General features: G+C 40.4%; 15 protein-coding genes and 1 pseudogene. 2 read left to right on the top strand and 14 right to left on the bottom strand.

Annotated elements, in window-relative coordinates; all coding sequences use genetic code 11:
• Positions 1–177 precede the first annotated feature (177 nt).
• The 10 genes and pseudogenes from RB297_RS04080 to RB297_RS04125 form a co-directional block, all read right to left on the bottom strand.
• Positions 178–387 (bottom strand): helix-turn-helix domain-containing protein, encoded by a 210-nt coding sequence (locus RB297_RS04080; RefSeq protein ID WP_375119816.1) that lies wholly within the window; start codon positions 385–387, stop codon positions 178–180.
• A gap of 349 nt (positions 388–736) precedes the next feature.
• Positions 737–1,372, bottom strand: coding sequence for a LysE family translocator (locus RB297_RS04085; protein WP_277748967.1), 636 nt, complete (start codon positions 1,370–1,372; stop codon positions 737–739).
• Positions 1,373–1,697: 325 nt separating this feature from the next.
• A complete protein-coding gene (arsC, locus tag RB297_RS04090) occupies positions 1,698–2,117 on the bottom strand; it encodes an arsenate reductase (thioredoxin) (protein WP_096774553.1) in 420 nt (139 codons plus the stop codon).
• Between the two features lie 27 nt (positions 2,118–2,144).
• A complete protein-coding gene (locus RB297_RS04095; protein ID WP_096773714.1) occupies positions 2,145–3,440 on the bottom strand; it encodes an arsenic transporter in 1,296 nt (431 codons plus the stop codon).
• 120 nt (positions 3,441–3,560) lie between these two features.
• Positions 3,561–3,884: an ArsR/SmtB family transcription factor gene (locus RB297_RS04100; RefSeq protein ID WP_096773715.1), complete on the bottom strand. Its 324-nt coding sequence runs from the start codon at positions 3,882–3,884 to the stop codon at positions 3,561–3,563.
• 299 nt (positions 3,885–4,183) lie between these two features.
• The gene (gene gshAB, locus RB297_RS04105) at positions 4,184–6,508 is read right to left on the bottom strand and encodes a bifunctional glutamate--cysteine ligase GshA/glutathione synthetase GshB (RefSeq protein WP_375119817.1); all 2,325 of its coding nucleotides are present in this window, start codon (positions 6,506–6,508) and stop codon (positions 4,184–4,186) included.
• Positions 6,509–6,536: 28 nt separating this feature from the next.
• Entirely contained in the window at positions 6,537–7,880 is a 1,344-nt protein-coding gene (locus tag RB297_RS04110; protein WP_277748970.1) for an MATE family efflux transporter, read from the bottom strand.
• Positions 7,881–8,061: 181 nt separating this feature from the next.
• Positions 8,062–8,409: pseudogene (locus RB297_RS04115) on the bottom strand (NAD(P)/FAD-dependent oxidoreductase); the annotation flags it as partial.
• A gap of 32 nt (positions 8,410–8,441) precedes the next feature.
• Entirely contained in the window at positions 8,442–9,848 is a 1,407-nt protein-coding gene (locus tag RB297_RS04120) for an NAD(P)-binding domain-containing protein (RefSeq protein WP_096773719.1), read from the bottom strand.
• Positions 9,849–10,047: 199 nt separating this feature from the next.
• Entirely contained in the window at positions 10,048–10,362 is a 315-nt protein-coding gene (locus RB297_RS04125) for an ArsR/SmtB family transcription factor (protein WP_096774554.1), read from the bottom strand.
• Positions 10,363–10,794: 432 nt separating this feature from the next.
• On the opposite strand from RB297_RS04125, the gene RB297_RS04130 reads away from it, so the two are divergent.
• Both RB297_RS04130 and RB297_RS04135 read left to right on the top strand, forming a co-directional pair.
• Complete coding sequence (locus tag RB297_RS04130; RefSeq protein WP_096773720.1) at positions 10,795–11,244, top strand: MarR family winged helix-turn-helix transcriptional regulator; 450 nt, start codon at positions 10,795–10,797, stop codon at positions 11,242–11,244.
• Between the two features lie 219 nt (positions 11,245–11,463).
• Positions 11,464–11,958 carry an arsinothricin resistance N-acetyltransferase ArsN1 family A gene (locus tag RB297_RS04135; protein WP_096773721.1) on the top strand — a complete coding sequence of 165 codons (495 nt, stop codon included), beginning with the start codon at positions 11,464–11,466 and terminating at the stop codon, positions 11,956–11,958.
• A gap of 947 nt (positions 11,959–12,905) precedes the next feature.
• Here RB297_RS04135 and RB297_RS04140 read toward each other — a convergent pair.
• The 4 genes from RB297_RS04140 to RB297_RS04155 form a co-directional block, all read right to left on the bottom strand.
• Positions 12,906–13,886: an SDR family oxidoreductase gene (locus RB297_RS04140; protein WP_096773722.1), complete on the bottom strand. Its 981-nt coding sequence runs from the start codon at positions 13,884–13,886 to the stop codon at positions 12,906–12,908.
• Positions 13,887–14,981: 1,095 nt separating this feature from the next.
• A complete protein-coding gene (locus tag RB297_RS04145) occupies positions 14,982–15,692 on the bottom strand; it encodes a YetF domain-containing protein (protein WP_096773723.1) in 711 nt (236 codons plus the stop codon).
• A 102-nt stretch (positions 15,693–15,794) separates the two neighbouring features.
• Positions 15,795–16,070: a hypothetical protein gene (locus RB297_RS04150; RefSeq protein WP_096773724.1), complete on the bottom strand. Its 276-nt coding sequence runs from the start codon at positions 16,068–16,070 to the stop codon at positions 15,795–15,797.
• A gap of 178 nt (positions 16,071–16,248) precedes the next feature.
• Positions 16,249–16,773 carry a ferritin-like domain-containing protein gene (locus RB297_RS04155; protein WP_277748972.1) on the bottom strand — a complete coding sequence of 175 codons (525 nt, stop codon included), beginning with the start codon at positions 16,771–16,773 and terminating at the stop codon, positions 16,249–16,251.
• Positions 16,774–16,856 lie beyond the last annotated feature (83 nt).

Genomic DNA, 16,856 nt, shown 5'->3' on the forward strand with positions numbered 1-16,856 from the left:
AACCGCTACGAGATACCTTGAAGAGTTTGCATAGGCTGCTACCAGGGTAGCTTGAGGCAGCTACTTCAATAGCCTTACATTTTTGTTCTTAACCTCCTGCACCCCAATTTCCAAACATTTTTCTAGCATTTCGTTCTCCTGTTTAAGTTTTTTGATCATACCGGTCTTGATCGATGTTTACGCTTCCCGTCGACCTCGCTGATCTATCAGTCCAAACTCGCCCTGTTCACGATATTTCCTCATCCATTTCTTCATCCGTTGGGAATCACTAATCCCTAAGTGTTCATTAATCTTCCAGTAAGTCCAACCTTCAATAACATGCAGTCGTACTGCCTCTTTCTTGAGCTTTTCCGAATATGTTTTATACTTCTGTCCTTTAGTTGACATACAAAAATACACCCCCTAGAATTTCATTGGATAAACCAGGGGTTCCAATGTCCATTCTAAGGGGTGCACTTCAAAATAAAGTTTGGTTTTTTATTTTGACATAATGTTTTCTTTTAAGGTCAACTAAAGAATTTAAATTAGATTTCTGTCTAATCGGTAATCGGCTCATGTTCTTGTCCCCCGACACTCGCCTCCATGGGATTGATGAAGGTAACCTTATGCACTGAAAGACGGCCACCGGGGGCCATTACTTCGAACGCGGCCCGCCCATTTTGGCCGCCGACAAGCCGCTGTTTGATTGAACTCCCCCCAATACGGCCGTTATCTTTAAAACCCTAACTTCATAAAATCACTGTCTTTGGAATGCAACCTTTAAACCTAGCCCGATATAGATCGTTCCGACCAGTTTGCCGCTCCAACGACTCAAATGGACTACCCATTTCATCCGTTTAGCTATTTTTCCAATGGCCGAAACACTTAATACGATCACTGTCGTATACAATGCACTTAATGTTACAAAGATGAGGCCAAGTATCAAAAATTGCCCCAATACTTCACCTCGTCCATGGTTAATAAACTGAGGCAAGAAAGCCAGAAAGAATAGTGCAGTTTTTGGATTAAGTATCTCGGCCACAGTCGCCGAAACATACGACTTTAAGGCCCCCGCCGATTCAATCTCAGGAAGTTGTGGCTCTGAAGACTTACTTAACATTGAGCGAATCCCTAGATACAGTAAATAAGCCGCACCTGCATATTTAACAAAATTGAATGCAAAAGCAGAGGTCATAAGTATTGTTGAGAGCCCCATAGTAGCAAATAACGTATGAAGAAAATCCCCAGTTGCTATGCCAAGTCCTGCCATGATACCTCCTTTTCGCCCATTTTGAACGGTTTGGGTGATGGTAAGGAGAACAGCTGGTCCTGGAATTAAAAATAGACCAAGGACAACGATTACATACGTAAACAAAGTTAAAAAGTCAAACATTTGTTTTCTCCCTTCTTGATATATTACTTTGAGTCTAAACCATTCCGTTCTCTAACATTTAAGCCAGATAATTAATTTGAAGTCAACAGCTATAGCGATAGAAGTTAAAAGTTTTGAAGATAAAAATTAAAAACCGAATTATTACAAAAACTGATTAGATTGTGGACAACTGTTGATACGCGAATCAATTCAGGGTCCACGCTTGGCCGCACACTCCTGTAGCATTGCACATGGCCGGATCATAAATTTCAATGGATATCATGTCGTTTCCCTCTAGTAATAAAGGAAGCCGAGAAATATTCCCGGCCCCTAATTTCCTATTGTTTTACTCGCCGATTTCAGCGAACTTTTGAATACGCTCGCCGATTTGATCGCGAACGCGCTGAAAAACAGCCCATTTTTCTTCGTCGGTACCCTGAGCCTTGGCAGGATCGTCAAATCCCCAGTGCTCACGGCGAACATGAGGAGGTGTCATCGGACAACGATCGGCAGCATCACCGCACAGGGTGACCACCAGATCGGATTGATTTAACAACAACGGATCGATGATATCCGAAGTTTGGTTCGAAATATCGATCCCCACCTCGTTCATTGCTTTGACCGCATTCGGGTTTAGGCCATGAGCTTCGATGCCGGCGCTGTAGACATTCCAATCATCACCCAGATGTTTTTTGGCCCATCCTTCAGCCATTTGGCTGCGGCAAGAGTTGCCTGTGCACAAGAAGTATAGTGTCTTTTTTTCCATCATCGATTCTCTCCCTTATCACTTGAATTAAAGTATGGTTAGCCAGATATATAATCCTAAAAGGGTTATAAATAACGTTGGGATGGTCAAAATAATCCCTGTCTTAAAGTAAGTCCCCCAGCTGATCTTCACGCCTTTGGTCGAAAGGACATGCAGCCAAAGCAAGGTGGCTAGTGAACCAATCGGTGTAATTTTGGGACCTAAATCGGAACCTATCACATTCGCATAAATTAAGGCCTCTTTAATGGCAGCCGACGTGTTTGTCGCATCGATGGCGAGTGCATCAATCATGACGGTCGGCATATTGTTCATGATGGAAGAAATAATCGCAGCAATGAAGCCCATTCCCATGGTTGCAGCAAACAGCCCTTGATCCGCTAAGCTCTGTATGACACTTGCCAGAAGATCTGTAAGACCGGCGTTACGTAAGCCATAGACCACAACGTACATGCCGATCGAGAAAAATACGATCGCCCACGGAGCCCCTTTGAGTACTTCTTTGGTTTGTACAGCCGGACTTTTTCTCGCCATCAGCAGGAAGAATATCGCGATAACACCAGCTACGATCGATACAGGGATACCCACGAATTCACACACAAAGTAACCGATCAGCAGCACGCTCAATACGATCCATGATAATCGGAACATCTGAGGATCTTGAATTGCCGTTGAAGGTTCTTTAAGCTGCGTCCCATCGAACTTTCGCGGGATGCTTTTGCGGAAAAACAAATAAAGTACAAGGATACTGGCTACTAAAGAGAACAGATTGGGAACCAACATACGACTGGCGTATTCGATAAACGTAATTCCGAAGAAATCAGCCGATACGATATTCACCAGGTTGCTGACTACAAGTGGAAGCGAAGTTGTATCCGCAATAAAACCACTTGCGATGATGAAAGGGAATACCTTCTTCTCGTCAAAATTCAGCGCTCGTACCATGGCAAGCACAATCGGAGTTAAGATCAGAGCAGCACCATCGTTTGCGAAAAATGCAGCGACAACAGCTCCAAGAACGGATACATAGACAAACATCCGGATACCGTTTCCTCGAGCAGCATTCGCCATATGTAAGGCGGCCCACTCGAACAAACCGATTTTATCTAAGATCAAAGAAATGATAATGATCGCAACAAAAGCAAGCGTTGCATTCCATACGATCTGGGTGACATCCCATACATCCTGAAAGTCAACGACTCCTACAAGCAGTGCCAGTACAGCACCACCGCAGGCAGACCAACCAATGGATAGATCTTTAGGCTGCCAAATGACAAAAATTAAGGTAACAATAAAAATGATGCTAGCCAGGACAACAGAAACCAATGTTCAAACCTCCAATTATGCGATTACTTAAGTACAGCAACAATCAATATATAACTATATACTTATATAAAAAACAGAGATCATATTTAGCATCATTCAACCATTTGCTAAATATTCCTGTTAATCACAAGAACAGTTAACTTCCTTATTCATGGATGACAGTACTTCTTGAGCACTTGGCATCTCATTTAACACGGCTTGGATATATGGCTTGTCATCAACATTCAAGGAATAAAAAACCCATTGGCCACGACGAGCTTCATTCACAATCCCCTGAGACTTAAGCTTTCTTAAGTGCTGGCTAATCGCTGGCTGGGACATGTCGAAAATATCGACAAATTCGCAAACACACCATTCTTTTTGTTTAAGAAGCGTTAACATAGTCAGCCTTGTTTTATCTCCAAGCAGTTTTAGCTTCTCGGCAATTTCGTTCATTTGCTCCAAAAAGACTCACCCCTTTTTTGAATGATAACATCATAACCATATAATTTAATGCTTATATATTAATCCAAAGAGTGCTTGATTTCAAGTGTGTAGATGCAACTCCCAAAATCTTTATGCATTATCGCTTATATCAGCAAATTATATATCCAAATCCCGCCCCGTATTGGGCGGCAGGTCTCCCTCCGCCCTTCTTTCATCATCACCTTGTGTCAATCACAATTCAATTCAGTCATTTGTCTAAACAGCCTGGTATCCCTGCGACATGTTACCCGATGGAATCAACTTACACAGCGGTAATCCTAACCAAACAATAAATCCAGAATCTTTTCATTTGCCTTTCTGTTCTTTCCGATATAAGGGTAACAGTGGATATGGATCGCTGGATTAAAGTTAATTTCTATAATGCTGTAATTGGTATCGGTTGCTTCTTCCTCTAAAGAATCAATCATCATATCTACACCACATATGGTCGCTCCTGCAGCTTTAGCTGATTGAACGGCAAGTTCCTTATAGCTGTTTGGCATTTCATCCGTAAAATCGATACTGTCTCCACCTGTACTAATATTCGAATTTTCTCTTAGATAAATAACTTCCCCTTGTTGGGGTATATCGTTCCAACTCATACCACGGTTCTTCAAAAACATCTCTTCTGCTTCCCCTAACTGAATTTTCTCAAGGGGAGTCTTATACCCCTTACCTCGAAGCGGGTCTTTATTCTTCTCATGAACAAGCTGTTCGATCGTGTGGACACCGTCACCGACGACATTTGCTGGGACACGATGCAGGACCCCTACAACCTGATCCCCCATGACCAGAAAGCGATATTCCTTTCCTGTCATAAATTCCTCAAGAAGAACCGTTTGATCGTGAGAAAAGGCGATTTCAAACGCTTTTTTCATATCCTCTCTCGAATAATCTTGATTGAAGATTGTAATGCCGAGTCCAAAATTGGTTGATTTGGGCTTTATCACAATGGGAATACCGCGATAGGTTTCATAGGTGGACATTGCTTCATTCAAGCTCTGAAACGCTTCCCCTGACGGTACATGAATTCCATGTTGTTTGAGAACTTCTTTCGTAACCACCTTATTTTCCATAATTAACACCGTACTATAGGAGTCCAAGGAAGTTTTCGTGGCTTGTTTCACATACTCTTGATGATTACCTTTTGAAAGTAATACAAAATTCTCATCACGATCCATCCACGTAAAGCGTATGCCTCGTTTCACCGCAGCCTTTAAGAGAAGTTGTGTTGATAATTCGAGATCCTCATACCCTGCAAAACGGTATCCATTTTGGATACTGTTCTGAGCGTATGTTTTCGCTTTTTCCAAATGGTATGTCAGATAGGTTGATTTTTGAATGTCGGACTTCACCCTAGATGCAACATTCAACTCAGTATGAAGAATCTTTTGCTTTTCACCGTCCAGAATCTGCTGGTAATCTTTCTTAGGAAACAAAAGCTGCACCATATCCTTCATCTCATCGATAATAGCAAGTGCCATTTCCTCCATCGTGAGCTGACTATGTTCAGGCTCGTTTAAATAGTCCTTAATTCCTTTCATTATCACCTGATCTTGGTTTACATCAGCTATCCTTTGATCTCCCTCATGGAAGGATTCATCTACTTTAAGCAGCATAAATAGAATAAACAAATGGATGAAGTGCATCATTTCTTTACTTATTCCAATCTTATGAAGTGGATTAATATCTATGAATCGAAGCTCTAAGTATGCTACTCCATCTTCCACAAGCTCTTGGCACGGATTGATCCCCTTAGCGGTTTTTAAGCGAACAGGGCTGTAAAATTCCTTTACGCTCAATAATTCATTCTTTTGAATTAGCCTGTTTAAGTCATGAACATACTCTTTGGCCGAATTAAAAGAAACATAATACGACTTTTCATTCCGATAGCCACACATACTGTTTCGAAGTGAGTTCATAATCGGAAAATAATAACTTTTATTATCATGCGAATTCGCCAAGCTAACACATTCCTCGATATAGGTATTATCAAAAACAGGACTTGCTCCTGTTAGATAAATGAGCAGCCATCGATACCTCATCAAGTTACGGGCTACTTTAAAGTAAATCGTATCTTTGAACTCCTTAAAGTCTTTATGCCGTCCCTGGGTCTCATATAGTTTTGTAAGAAATTTCTCATCAAACGAGAAATTATAATGAATTCCGCTTAACAATTGTCTTTTACGACCATACTTATCCGCCAATTCACTTCGATAGTCGTCTGCGATGGGATCGCTCATTTTGGCAATAGGAATTTCTTTCTCTTCGGGTAGCATGGGAGGATTGCTGCTTGGCCACAAATACTCTCCTTCCAATTCCACAGAAACAATGTCTTGCAAGGCTTCCATGAAATGATAAGTCTCTTCAATCGACTCAAAGGCGGGAGTTATCATCTCAATTTGACTTTCTGAGAAATCAGTTTGAATATAAGGGTTTTCCGTCTTGCTCCCGAAAGCCTTCGGGTGAGGTGTCAGTGCAAGCTTTCCATCTTGATCGACTCGTACATTTTCTTTTTCTAAACCGAAATGACCTCGAAGCAGATTATTTTGAAGTGCATTGTCGATTACAATCTGTATAAGTTCACGATTCAACAAATTCATAGTTATGACCGTCCTTTGTCCTTGTTCATTAAGAAATTGCAAGCGATTTATGAATACTGCGCAAAGACTTTCTAAACCAGATGACCAAAATAATCCCCTTAAAAACACTACTTAGCGCAATCGACATCCACACCCCATTTAAACCGAACGGTTCAGATAAGAGCAAAGCCAAGGGTATTCTTAGCGCCGTAAATAAAATGCTGAAGATCGGCGGAATATGTGTTTTACCAATACCGTTAAACGCACCTACGGTCATCAGTTCCATGCACATGAACAATTGGGAGAACCCGATAATTCGCATATAGTCCGTTCCGAGCTTTATGCTCGTATCATCAGAAAGAAACAGCGAAAAGAGCTGCTGAGGAAATAAAATGAATTCGAGCGAAATGAAAATGCCAAATATGGAGGTCAACAGCAACGCTTTTCGATAACCCAGCCGAATTCGATCCAATCGACGTGCTCCGTAATTTTGTCCAAAAAAGGCCGCGATAGCCCCTTGTAGACCACCGATCGTCATATAGGAGATCGATTCAATTTGAATGCCAACTTTTTGAACCGCAATGGCATCAGCCCCCCACCTTACAATAATTTTAGCAATAATGATCGAAATGATCGTAAAGGTGACCCGTTGAATCGTGATCGGAACTCCCAATCGGATAACTTCTTTCATGAGACGGCTGTTCCAGACCGATAGCTTAGAGATTATTTCTAAGTTTTTCGTTTTCATGACAAACAGCAATGTCACTAATACATTGGCCGTTAATGTAGCAATAGCGGCTCCTGCAACTCCCCAACCTTCAAAACTGCCGACTCCATATATTAAAAATGGATCAAGAATAATATTCAAAATGAGACCCATTGAAAAAATATAAAATGGTTGTTTGCTGTTTCCCATTGCATTCAAAACGGTTGCATATAAGGTGTTCAGAATTGAAAATAGGGTACCTCCTATCGAAATCAATAGAAATTGCTTCGCCATCTGCTCAACTTTTTCACTTCCCAGATCGAAGAAACCGATCAGCTGGTCCTGGGTCAATATGATAAAAACCATGTAGGGCAGCCCTAATACAATAGACATGATAAATCCGTTTTTTACATAAGACTTAGCTTGTTCTCCCTGACCGGCTCCCATACAATGTGAGACCTTGATGCCAGTACCAATCGTTATCAAGGTCGATAACGCAATCGCTAAATTAATGAAGAAGCTTGCTGTGCCAATCGCAGCAACCGGACCGCTTCCTAGCCCTCCAACCCAAATCATATCCACAAGACCGTAGGTTGTAGATATAAAATTGGTTGCAATGATGGGAATCGTCAATTTCATTAAAGTAGACATAATAGGACCGTGGGTCAAATCATTGGTGCCCTGCATGATCTAATTGCTCCTTCTTGCTCTCATGTTAATGTAAAAACCGACCATAAGGGTCGGGGCAGAAAACGCTTGTGACTGGGCCAAGTTGTGCCTTATCGTTTTCTGTTGGAATTAATTTTGTTATCTATTTTAAGTGAAATTCAATTCACACATAAGCATACACTTATACATTAGCCAGATCATGACCCGTCGCAATAAAAATTCCGTTGGTCTCGATGATTTCTTCATTTCCTGTTTTTATATCCTTGACGCGCAGTCCGGTAACTCCGCGATCATCTGCGATAATTTCAGTGGATTCATTGCTAAGAGCCCAGCTTATTTTAGGATTTTGTCTTGCACGTTCCTGCATAATCTTCGAAGCACGCAGTTCATCACGGCGATGAACAATCGTTACCTTGGAAGCGAACCTCGTAAGGAAATTGGCTTCTTCCACGGCGGAATCTCCTCCACCTACGACCAGCACTTCTTTATTAGAATGATTGATTTGTACATCACTCTTCACTTTTTCGATTGGTCGACCAGGGAGAATCTTGTCTTCCGATTCTCCCCCTTCTCTAATTTTTAATTGCAGCTCGTTTTAGCAGATGAAACTGGCATGCAACAATCGTTGGCATTCGGCGCACTGCTAATACCACATACGCCGGTCTCTGGCAGCTCCAATTCAACCTTCAATGCAGCTTCTAGATCGCCATCCAGGTATGCTGCAATGGATCTGACCTGTTCGTAGCCCGTGGCCATAAGAAATGTTGGCGCCCGGCCATAGCTCTTCATTCCAACGAGATAAAAGTTCTTGTCTACATGGCGCAGCTCTTTTTCACCATGAGGTCTTACGGTTCCGCAGCTGTGCACATTGGGGTCGATTAGGGGCGCGAGTGCTTCAACACTCTCCGTAGCAGGATCGATGCTAAGTCTAATCTCGCTCAAGAATGAGAAATCCGGCCGGCTTCCTGTATTAACGATAATCTCATCGATTTCTTGTATTTCCTTGCTTTCACCAGTTGCAGTCCCTTTAATGTGAATCCGTCCATTGTGTTTGAAAACCTTCTCGATCATAAATGGAGTAACCACTTGGACTTTGCAGGCATCAATCAACTGATGAATGTGGCTTCCAAGTGCTCCTCGAGCCTCTAACTGGTCATTCTCTTCTCCGCCGTAAGCATCTTCCACCGATTTCTTTCTCATCACCCAAATAATTTCCGTGCTCGGATCTGTTTCTTTGAGCTTGGCTAGATCTAGCAGTGTGTTGAACGCAGAGTGTCCGCCTCCTACGACTGCAACGCGTTTCCCTCTGTACTTCAGCTCTTGTTCAGCTGATAAATCTGGAATCCCATAATAAATGTGATCTTTCAAATCACGCTCTCCACGTGTCCAAATCCCGTCTGCATGCATAGGGTTCGACTGTCCCCAGGTTCCGGACGCATCAATGACTGCCCTAGCTTCAAAGCGTTCTGTGGAGTCGTTTGTTTCAACATAAAGTACGAATGGCGCAGCTTCACGATTAGCCGATTTCATTTTGTCTGTATTCTTTTTCGATATGGAAATGACTTTGGAATTCAACATAATATAAGGTTCCAGTTCAGGCAGCTTCGCCAAAGGTCTCAAATATTGATGAACGATCTCTTGACCGAAAGGTAATTCCGTTAATGCTGGAGACTGCCAACCTTGTTTACGCAAAAGGCGCTCAGCGGCTTTATCGATGTTATACTGCCATGGTGAAAAAAGGCGTACATGTCCCCATTGTAGAATGTTCTGACCAATGCTAGATCCTGCTTCAAAAAGGATGAATTTTTGTCCTCTCTCCACCAAGTGAGCCGCTGCTGCCAAACCAATCGGGCCGGCACCGATAATCGCGACCGGCAGGTTATGGCTATAGGGCACATGCTCCTCCTTCACAGTTTCTAAAGTGTTTAACGTTACTTGGGGTGTACAACAAGAAGATGAGGCTACCTTAAATTCAATGTTTTTCATTCGTACGGCCTCCCATTTGATATACATCAATTTTTTTTGATTTATTAATTAAAAATGAACCAATGTACTTGCAGCAGCAGTCTGGAAAAGACGCACTTAGAATTCAGTTCGTGCTATAAATGAATTCCAATCTCCTTATTTGCATATTGCAAGTATAAGCTTGGAAAGTTGTACAATAGTGAAATAAGACCTTTGGACTTTATAAGCAACATCCACCCTGCTTGTCGTCTATCGAACGAAAAATGCAACATAACTCAGGTGAAAGCAACCGATTAACTACTGCATGATTTAACTCATAATAGCTCCAAGTCCCCCTCGTCTCGAGAGTGATCAGCTGAGCATCGAGTAGGATTCTTAGGTGATACGATAGCTTTGACTGAGGCATTTCCATGATTTCCATCAGGTCACAGACACAAACGCTACCTTTTTGACTGAGCTCATGCATGATCTTTAGTCTTTTCTGATCTGCTAATGCTTTGAATTTAGTTTCGTATTGGGCAAAATCAACATTCACGCAGGATGGCTGGATAACGTTCAGTTCTTTGATCATAAACTCTTTACCTCCATTTAGCAGCAATGGCAACAAGCAGTGGTTGGTTGAACAGTGATAGGTGCCGAGATGCTCGTCGTCTGTCTCAAGTGTTGTGAATTCAACCACTTCCACATTTGTCGTGCCTTCAGCTCAACTTCATTTTGTTGATATTCAATCAATTTTTCCATCGTGTAGTAATTCATCATTGGACGTCCCACCATCCATCAATAAAATTTGATGAATGAAGCATATCATGAAAAAATTGTATGTTCAAGGACTAAATCAAAATATTTTGATTAATACTCATTCACCCAACTCATATGAATTGAAATCCAAAATTTTATATGGATCTTCCCGTTATATTTGCATATTGCAAATATTTATTGTATAACTATGACAAGAGGTGATTCGAAAATGGAAAATGCTCGTGAATTGTTTCAGATCATGACCCGAAGATTTGGTCTTCTAAATAAAACCTGCTGCAGTGTCGGAGGAAATGATGTCTCGTTAGTGCAAAGCCACATCTTGTATGAGATTGACCGGCAGCACAACCCTTCGATGCAACAGATTGCAGAGACTCTAGGAACTGATATTACAACGTTTAGCAGACAAGTCCAATCCTTAATCAAAATGAATTTAGTGAAAAAAACTCAGGATCCACAGGACCGAAGGGTTTATACACTGGCTCTTACGACGGAAGGAAAGTTTATAGCGACTACCATTGATCAACAAATGAATGACTATCTTAACGAAGTGTTTTCGTACATGACCGAGTTTGAAAAAGAAACCGTGCTACACTCCGTTAAAATTTTTAACGATGCGATGGCGAAATCTAATAAATGCTGCGGCCCATTATCTGACTAATAAATTTGATATATAGGAGATGAATTAGGATGTTGCTCCATTCTTACGTTGCAGAGTATTTAATGAAAAGTGACCTTCACATTCAAAAAAGCCGAGAGATAACCATTAAAGAACTCAATAGAAAACAAACACGTATAACCTTTTCAAGACAACCACGCATAAATACCTGCTGTGCCACCTGCTGCTAAGCTTATATTTCCTACATAGGAGGAATTAACAATGAAAACCACTTTGATTAGAGCAGCAGATACTGGCGACGTGGAACGTATATTGCACATTTATAATCAAGGAATTGAGGATCGCATTGCGACACTAGAAGTTGATCAAAAAAATATTGCATATATGAATAACTGGTTCCAGCAACATCAGGATCGCTACGCTGTCATTGTAGCTGAGTATGATAATGAAGTAATCGGCTGGGCTTCTCTCAACCCTTACTCGCAACGATGTGCTTATAACGGTGTGGCTGACCTATCCATATACATCGATCGAACCTTTAGAGGTAAAGGAGTTGGAAGCATGCTTCTTCAGCGTCTCGAGGAGATTGCTAAGGAAAAAGACTTTTATAAAATTGTGTTGTTCACCTTTCCATTTAATCAAAATGGTCAAGGCTTATATCATAAGCTTGGTTACCGTGATGTGGGGGTATTTGAAAAGCAAGGGATCTTGGATGGTAAGTATGTGGATGTTAAGATCATGGAGAAATTGTTGTAAATATAACTTACTCGAATTAATGTTGAACTTTAAGATGGTTGGCCAATTTCTATACATAAAACAAGGACCTTCGAAAGACTGAACAGAACAACCTCCTGTTGAGTCTATGGTTTATTGGGATTCCCTTTTGGTCATTTGTCTGACTTTAAATGTAAAGTTTCTTCTTTTTCATCCCATTTAATTTTTACTTTGATAGGCAAAATTTCTTTCGTTACTGCACAGACAGAACAACTAGATGGCATTTCAATTATTGCTCCTTTGTAATTCTCCTCTTTAAGTATACGTTTTCCATCATTAATGCTAGATATTCAAGGTTATAAATATGCTGAAGTATATAGTCGCCTCAAAGTCGAAGCCTCTATCGGTATAAGATGGTTTGGAGTAACTGTTAGCTCTGATACCATTGAAGTTAAAATCGGCAATCGGTACAAGTTCTTGTCTTTGGCTCGGGACAAGAACTTTGTACCGATAAAATAAAAAAGTCGCTTATTTAGCGACTTTCAATGGGAATATGTTCTTTTCCCCCGACAGACGTCAAGTGTCCCATATGTATGTCTATGAGAACTGTATCTAAATCACAAGATAAGAATCCAGTTTGATTAATCTTTTTTCAAAATAGATTCTTTTTATTTATGATAAACATGGGATTCAGGTGGACTTTTGAACAATCTTTATTTCAAATCTAAAAAAGTATACCCTCCGTAATTCTAGATCATAATTTCCTTCAATTAGGGTGAAATCTAAGTCTTTATGTCTGATATTATTTAGATTATTGGATAATTCAGCTCGTACCTTGGGTAGCAATAGTATGGTGGTCTCAGTCCTATTTTTGACATGGGCCAGGAATCCTCTATATAGACCATCTTTACTTTTTCATTTGAATGGTTTACAAGCAATAGCTTTACTTCTGGATTAAACTCATATCTCAAAATGGTAACCTCCTTCCATTAGGAATGTGTGGATTCTCCCCCGTCAACATGAAGAACTTGACCAGTTACAAAACGAGAATCATCAGAAGCAAGATAGACAAAGGTTGGTGCGAGTTCAAATGGATGGGCAACTCGTTCCATTGGATTAAATGCTCCATATACAGCGACTTGGTCTGACGAGAAACTTGCGGAAATAAGCGGAGTCCAAATTCGGCCGGGGGCGACGGCATTGACTCGGATCCCTTGTTTCACGACATTTTTTGCCAGAGCACGTGTCCAACCAACGATTGCGCCTTTTGTGGCCGTATAATCAATCATTTGCTGCTCACCTACATACGTCACGACTGAAGAAGTGCCAATGATTGAGCTGCCTGGTTTTAAGTGCGGAAGCGCTGCTCTTGTTGTGTAAAAATGAGAATATATATTAACTTTGAAGGTGTCATCGAATTGCTCATCTGTAATGTCAAGGAGGCTTAGTTGTTGAAATTGGATACCAACGTGGTTACAAAGAATGTCGAGACGTCCAAACGTATTTACTGTTTGTTCTACAATGGAGATACACTGATGTTTGTCTCGTAAGTCACCAGGCATTAGAAAACAACGTTGTCCGAATTGTTCAATCCTCGTTTTTGTTCTATTTGCATCCTCATGTTCGTCTAAGTATGAAATAGCAACATCAGCGCCCTCTTTTGCAAACGCAATGGCTACTGCTGCACCAATTCCACTATCCCCCCCTGTAATAAGTGCTACTTTTCCTGTTAACTTTCCACTCCCTTTATAGTTCGGGTTTTCGATAATTGGAAGGGGTACCATGAATTTTTCCTCTCCGGGATGGCGCAGCTGTCGCTGTTCAGGTAAACTTATCGGAATTTCTTCATAACGTGTGATTTTCCCATAGTTAGGGTACATGGGATAAGGTTGGGTTATCATGTTCGCTTTAAACATTTGTTGCATTTGCTTTATTTGGTCTAATTGATGACTTTGATCCTTTTGATCCATGGAAACCTCCTGTAGAAACAATTTTCTTCTATAGAATGTTTATGTTGATCACTACAAATAAAGTAATAATAGTGTGAAAAAAGTGGATTCGTAGTCCACACTCTTCTCTCCTCTGGTTTCTTGCCTTCAAGACATAGCTGCACTAAATCGTGCACATCTGCCGTTGCCAGACATTCTAGCGTATCCGCCTCGGTAATCGGCTCATGTTCTTGTCCCCCGCATATCCCGTTAGTTTAATCATTAATCTTCATAACCAGTGGGGCCATTTCTTTCAGTGTAGTACGCCCCCACTGCTCTACGAGCTTACAATAACTATCGGAGTCAATGCATTCGTGAGGCAACATCGGCGATTGTCATGGTCCAATTGTAAATTAGATTTTGAGCAAATTAAACACATCTACATGTATACTGTCATGTCCTCTCCATTCTTCCCAACAAGAAGAAAGCGAATTAGCGATTAAATGTTCACACTTTCACATAAAAGCTTATTCATGTCTCCCCAATCGGCAGGGGATAACTTGGGCGGTGAGTTTTTTACTTTTACAATTTTTCTTGTGCCTTCCATTATTAATGTTGTTATTTACTGACGTATTCATAACCGGATATCGGATAGACAAATTCGGGTTACTTGTCGCGGTTCAGAATGAGCCCGGGCGATCTCAGGCCGGTTGGAACGTAGAATATGTAACAAAGTCAACCAGGAATTAATTGGATTGATTCGAGGAGCCAATTGCATTCTTCATTTTTTTATATTCCCCTTCCTATTATGTAAGAACCCATTACTGTCCTACACTTTAAAAAGAACCCTGCCTGCATAAAACAACGAGGTTCTTCTAACGCTTCCATTGGATCGCTTCACGGTCCTGAATAATAGCCTCCTTTCCGGCATTTCCGTAACCAGTGTCGCCATGTCTTTGTCCTTCATATTGTTGTAAAATAAATTGACCGCCAATCAGCACGCTGAGATGCGCCAGCCCGGTTTACGTCGAACTCTGCTGTCTTTCGACAGAGAATTTCGCCAGATGAAGCGTCGTCAACGGACAAGTTCTAGTTGATATCCAACTCAAAATACATCCGGGCAGCTCTTAATTAACATTATTCTACATCAACTGGATGTTGTATTTTGTCCTTGTAAAAATCTATATACAATTGACCGTCAGTCCCTTTGACTGCATAAAAAACATCTTCAATATTTTTGTTGCGGGCTTTTAATTTTTCTGTAATCCAATCTGGAGAGAGAGCATTTATTTTTAAATTCTTTTCTAGGAGTTGTCCATCCATGATCAGCTCAATCGGAAACTGTTGTTCCACTTTTGATCCCTTTTTCAAATCTTTTAAAGTTACATTCTGGTATTCCTTTTTCTTCATCACAGATATCATTCCATTGATTTCTAACACTCCGTACTCAACTTCTGAAATGTCGAAAATATCTTTTTGACGTAACATCTGATTGACTGTATCTAATGTTAATTTATTTTTCTTTAAATTGTCTTCAAGAACCTTTCCACCTTCTATAATTACGCTTGGTGTGCCTTCAGCCAACATACGGAGCTTACGATTTTTCACGACAATTATGGATAAAAAATATGACGTAAATGTAAAAACGGCAAGCGAAATCAGTAAGTGTATGACTTGCATTTTTTCATTGAAAGCAAAGTTCGCAGCAATTGCACCCAAAATAACGGCCGTAACAAACTCATGAAAATTCATGTTAGATAATGTTTGTTTCCCTAAGAAACGTGTAATAATTAACAGAATTACGAATGCTGATATACTACGAAGTAAAATTATCATATGATCAACCATGCTTCACCCACACCTCCATATATTTACATTTTCTTTCTTAAGTATGGGCAGTTTTAACAAAATAAAACGATAAGGATAGAATTTTCAAGAAATAGTCTACCCTTATCGTAAAATATAAGCTTCGATTAGGTCACTCACACTTATATCATCAAGTTCTTCCGCCACTTTATCTGCTTTGGTCTTCTTTCGAATGGAACCCTCTAATAATACTTGAACCTTCTGGTCTTTATCGACCAGGACAGAGTTTACTTCTAAGGCATTGGTAAGTATTCCGACTATAACTGCAATCTGGGCAGGGGATAACTTGGGCAGTGAGTTTTTTTTACTTTTACCGTTTTTCTTGTTCTTTCCATTACTGTTATTGTTATTTTTCCTCACTGCTCTTACCCCCAAACTAATCCACTATGATAGGAACATTATCTCCTCCATTACCTTCTGCAGGTCCCGTGATAAATGAATAAATGATTACTGCCAGAACGATAAATGTGATTATTCTTTTACCTTCATCCTGATCCAATACCATCACTCCATTTAGAACTAATGGTTATACATATCATTAATTAGAAATATTGTTCAACTTTCTTTTGAGTTCTAAATTCATAATAAAATTATACTTACTTGCATGCTTAAGTTCGTCAGTTAAAATCTCAAATACCATGTCTCGGTAATACCTATTTGGCAGTCCAGCTCTGATATTACGGTATCTTTCTACCGCTTTTAACTCACCCATTAAAGCTTTCTCTACACCCTCTATAAATGATTCGGGTTTTCGAAATTGGACTTCCGTCGGAGACTGGATCGCTCTCCCCGTGAATGCCTCATAGATCATACGAAACATCCTATTGTGTTTGCGTTCATCATCCCTGATACTAATTATAATTTCCTTTTCCTGCTGCGTTGGTGCCATTGAAATTAAATAATCATAAAATAACTCATCTTCTCGCTCACCAGAAACTGCTTGTTCAATTAATGTTAGTGCCTCCTCTAAAGATTTATACGTAGCTTGTTCTGATGCACTACGATAATATGGAGAGCACCTTTGTATAGAACTTAGCGGATAATAACTCGGCATATAAAACATGGGCTCTTATACCTCCTGGTTTATTTCATAACATTGTATTCACGAGTTGAAGTTAGGAATCATGTCCAAAGTTTCAAGTGATT

The organism is Paenibacillus sp. CR_12, assembly GCF_041953985.1.
Taxonomy (GTDB): domain Bacteria; phylum Bacillota; class Bacilli; order Paenibacillales; family Paenibacillaceae; genus Paenibacillus_AQ; species Paenibacillus_AQ lautus_A.